Raw genomic sequence first — 3,837 nt, forward strand, 5'->3', positions numbered from 1 at the left:
GACGATCTCGCCGTCAGCGGCGACCGCATTCATATCCGCACCGTCGCCGGCCTGAAGCGGCTCGACGTCCTGCTGCGCCGGGTGGATTCCAATTCGCTCGATCCGCTGGAGCTCGACGCCTCGTCGCAGCTCGGCGTGCCCGGCCTGATCGACGTGGTCCGCAAGAACGGCGTCGTGGTCGCCAACATGCCGGGCTCCGGCGTGATGGAGGCGAGGGCGCTGCTGGGATTCCTGCCCAGCCTGAGCCAACGCTTCCTCGGCGAGGATTTGAAGATGCCGCATATCGCGACCTGGTGGTGCGGCCAGAAGGCCGCGCGCGAGGAAGTGCTGGCGCGGCTCGACGAGTTTGCCATCGAGGGCGCTTATGGCAGGGGCGTTCCCGGTTTTGGCAAGGGACCGATCCTGGCCAGCGAATTGTCGGCCAGCGAGCGGGAACGTCTCAAGACCGCGATCTCGGATCGCGGCATCGATTATGTCGGCCAGGAACTGGTTCGGCTGTCGACCACGCCGGTCTGGGACAACGGCCACATCACGCCGCGGCCTTTCGTGCTGCGCGTGTTCGCGGCGGCAACGGCCGATGGCTGGACCATCATGCCCGGCGGCTTTTGCCGGATCGCCGATCAGCCCGATGCCCGCGCGGTCTCGATGGGCGACGGCGCCCGGGCGGCGGATGTCTGGGTGGTGTCCGACAAGGCGGTTTCCACCGCCACCCTGCTGCCGGGGGTCGATACCGTGCGGATCCGGCGCATCGCCGGCGTGGTGCCGAGCCGCGCGGCCGACAATCTGTTCTGGCTTGGCCGCTATCTCGAGCGCGCCGAGGCGACGCTGCGGCTGTTGCGGGCGCTTGGCATGCAACGCGATGCCGGCAAGGGTTCTCCGACCGTGTTGCCGGCAATGGAGCGGGTGCAGCGGCTGTTGGTGATATGGGGCGCTGCGTCGCAGACTTCGCGGTCGCAACCTTCGAAGGTCGTGGCCGAGGCGCTGCAGAGCGAGGAGAAGTTCGGCTCGGCGCTGTCGCTGGTGCGTTCGGCGCAGCGCACCGCGACATCGCTGCGCGAGCGGCTGTCGCCGGATGCCTGGCAGGTGATCACTGAAATGTCCGAGCGCTTGGCGCGGGAAGTCGAGGACGACGATGGCGTGTTGATCGCCGCCGAACTGACGCTGCAGGAACTCGCGAGCTTCGCCGGCCTCGCGCAGGAAAACATGAACCGCGCCGCCGGCTGGCGCTTTCTCGAAATGGGCCGCCGCGCCGAGCGCGCCATCAACACCGTGCGTTTCGCGCGCCAGTTCGCCTATGACGAGGCCGTCAGCGAGGATCTCGATATCCTGCTGACCCTGGTCGATTGCCAGATCACCTATCGTTCGCGCTATCTGGTCGGTCCGTTGCTGGCGCCGGTGCGTGACCTCGTGGTGCTCGACCCCTACAATCCCCGTTCGGTCGCGTTCCAGGTCTCGGCGCTGAACGATCATATCGCCAGCCTGCCGACCCTGAAGGAGGGCGGATTGATCGAGCGGCCGCAGCGGCTCGCGGTGGCGCTGCAGGCGATGCTGACGACGGCGGAGGCGGCTTCGCTCGACACCAAGACGCTGTTCGCGATCGAGCAGGATCTGCTGACGCTGGCCGATGCGATCGGATCGCATTATTTCCCGCACGGGCCCAATGCGAGCCGGCCTGAAAAGCTGACGGGCCTCGCGTGATCTACGACATCCGTCACGTCACCAGCTATTCCTACGAAAGCCCGGTGAGCTACTCGCGGTGCTCGCTGCGGCTGGAGCCGAGGAGCGGCGACGGACAGCAACTGGTCTCGCATACCGTCGATATCCGGCCGCGGCCCGCCGACCGCACGATCAGGCATGATTTTTTCGGGACCCACACCGAGAGTATCGTGATCGAGACCTCGCACCGCAGCCTGCGCATCGATTCCCGCTCGCGCGTTTCGGTTTCCCGCAGCGTGCCCGCCCGCGACGCGCCAAGCCGGCCATGGGAACAGGTGCGCGACGTCGCCTTCGAGTCCACCAGCCTCGGCCCGGAATCGCCGATCGGTTACGTCTTCGCCAGTCCGCTGGTCCCGGTGCAGCAGCCGGTGACAGCCTATGCATCGCTGAGCTTTCCGAAAGGCGCAGGAATCCTCGCGGGCGCGGTCGATCTGATGCATCGGATCCGCACTGAGTTCAAATACGACCCGAAAGCCACCGTGATCTCGACGCCGCTCAAGGAAGTGTTCGAAAAGCGCCACGGCGTCTGCCAGGATTTCGCCCATGTGATGATCGCGGGGCTGCGCGGCCTCGGCCTGCCGGCGGCCTATGTCTCGGGCTATCTGCGCACCATTCCGCCGCCGGGCAAGCCGCGGCTGCAGGGAGCGGACGCGACCCATGCCTGGGTCGCGCTGTGGTGCGGCGAGGGGCTCGGCTGGATCGGTTTCGATCCGACCAACGACATCCTGGTCGAGAACGATCACATCGTGCTGGCGGTGGGGCGGGATTTTTCCGATGTCTCGCCGGTCGACGGCATCATCGTGGGGTCCCGCAAGCAGAAGCTCGCGGTGGCGGTCGACGTGCTGCTGGTCGAATGACGCAAGGATCGCACGCGTCCCTGAAAAGCCAGAACCTGAACGTTCATGACGTCATCATCCTCGGCGCGGGCGCCGCGGGCCTGATGTGCGCCGGCGTCGCCGGCCAGCGCGGACGATCGGTGCTGGTGCTGGAGCAGGCGCGGCAGCCGGCCGAGAAGATTCGCATTTCCGGCGGCGGTCGCTGCAATTTCACCAACCTGCACACCACGCCGGCGAATTTCCTGTCGGACAATCCGCGGTTCTGCCATTCGGCGCTGAGCAGCTACACGCAACAGGATTTTATCGCGCTGGTCGAGCAGTACGGCATCGCCTATCATGAGAAGACGCGCGGACAATTGTTCTGCGATGGCTCGTCGCGGCAGATCATCGACATGCTGCTGGAGGAATGCCGCAGGGCGCGCGCGCAACTGCGATTGGGCGTGCGCATCTCCGCGATCTCTAGATCCGAAAACGGATTTGTCGTGACGACCGACCAGGGCGAGTTTCGCGGCCGCGCGCTGGTGGTCGCCACCGGCGGTCCCTCGATTCCGAAAATGGCATCGAGCGGATTCGGCTACAAGGTCGCCGAGCAGTTCGGCCTGAAGATCGTGCCGCCGCGCGCGGCACTGGTGCCGCTGACCTTCGATGCGGCGCTGCTGGCGCAATTCAGGGAGATGTCGGGCGTCGCAGTCGATGCCGTCGTCAGTTGCGGCAAGGCGCGGTTCGACGAGGCGCTGCTGTTCACCCATCGCGGGCTGAGTGGTCCGGCGATCCTGCAGATTTCGTCCTACTGGCGCGACGGCCAGGACATCGTCATCGACATGGCGCCGGGCACCGACGTGCTGGCCGGACTGAAACAACTGCGCCGCGATCATCCGAAGCAGGAGATGGCCACGGCCCTTTCAGGCCTGGTTCCGAAGCGGCTGGCGCGGATCATTGCGGATGCCACCGCAGGGCCGGAGCGGCTCGCCGATTTCTCCGACAGACTGCTGGCGCAGGTCGCCGCCAGCGTGTCGCAATGGCGCGTGCGGCCCAGCGGCACCGAGGGCTACCGCACCGCGGAAGTGACGCTCGGCGGCGTCGATACCTCGGAGCTGTCGTCGAAAACATTGGAGTCGAGATCGGTGCCCGGCCTCTATTTCATCGGCGAGGTCGTCGACGTCACCGGCCATCTCGGCGGCTTCAATTTTCAGTGGGCCTGGTCGTCGGGCGTGGCGGCGGGGCGATACGTTTAGAGCTTGGGAAGTAAAGCTCCCCTCCCTCATGGTGAGGAGCGCGGCCGGGG

Annotated in this window: 3 protein-coding genes; all 3 read left to right on the forward strand. The window is 66.4% G+C overall.

The window, feature by feature from the left end; translation table 11 throughout:
- Positions 1 to 1,698, forward strand: a 1,698-nt coding sequence (locus Q7T45_RS08685; RefSeq protein ID WP_304869749.1) for a circularly permuted type 2 ATP-grasp protein, incomplete at its 5' end; no start/stop codon positions are given.
- Positions 1,695 to 2,573 carry a transglutaminase family protein gene (locus Q7T45_RS08690; RefSeq protein WP_304869752.1) on the forward strand — a complete coding sequence of 293 codons (879 nt, stop codon included), beginning with the start codon at positions 1,695 to 1,697 and terminating at the stop codon, positions 2,571 to 2,573. The genes Q7T45_RS08685 and Q7T45_RS08690, both read left to right, overlap by 4 nt.
- On the forward strand, positions 2,570 to 3,787 hold the full coding sequence (locus Q7T45_RS08695; protein WP_304869757.1) for an NAD(P)/FAD-dependent oxidoreductase: 1,218 nt from the start codon (positions 2,570 to 2,572) through the stop codon (positions 3,785 to 3,787). Before Q7T45_RS08690 ends, Q7T45_RS08695 begins: the two co-directional genes overlap by 4 nt.
- The last annotated feature ends 50 nt before the right edge of the window (positions 3,788 to 3,837 follow it).

The organism is Bradyrhizobium sp. (assembly GCF_030646015.1).
Taxonomy (GTDB): domain Bacteria; phylum Pseudomonadota; class Alphaproteobacteria; order Rhizobiales; family Xanthobacteraceae; genus Bradyrhizobium.

Bases quoted from the DNA above. Each gene is read 5' to 3' on its own strand.
- Q7T45_RS08695 (WP_304869757.1), top strand. From the start codon at position 2,570: ATGACGCAAGGATCGCACGCGTCCCTGAAAAGCCAGAACCTGAACGTT.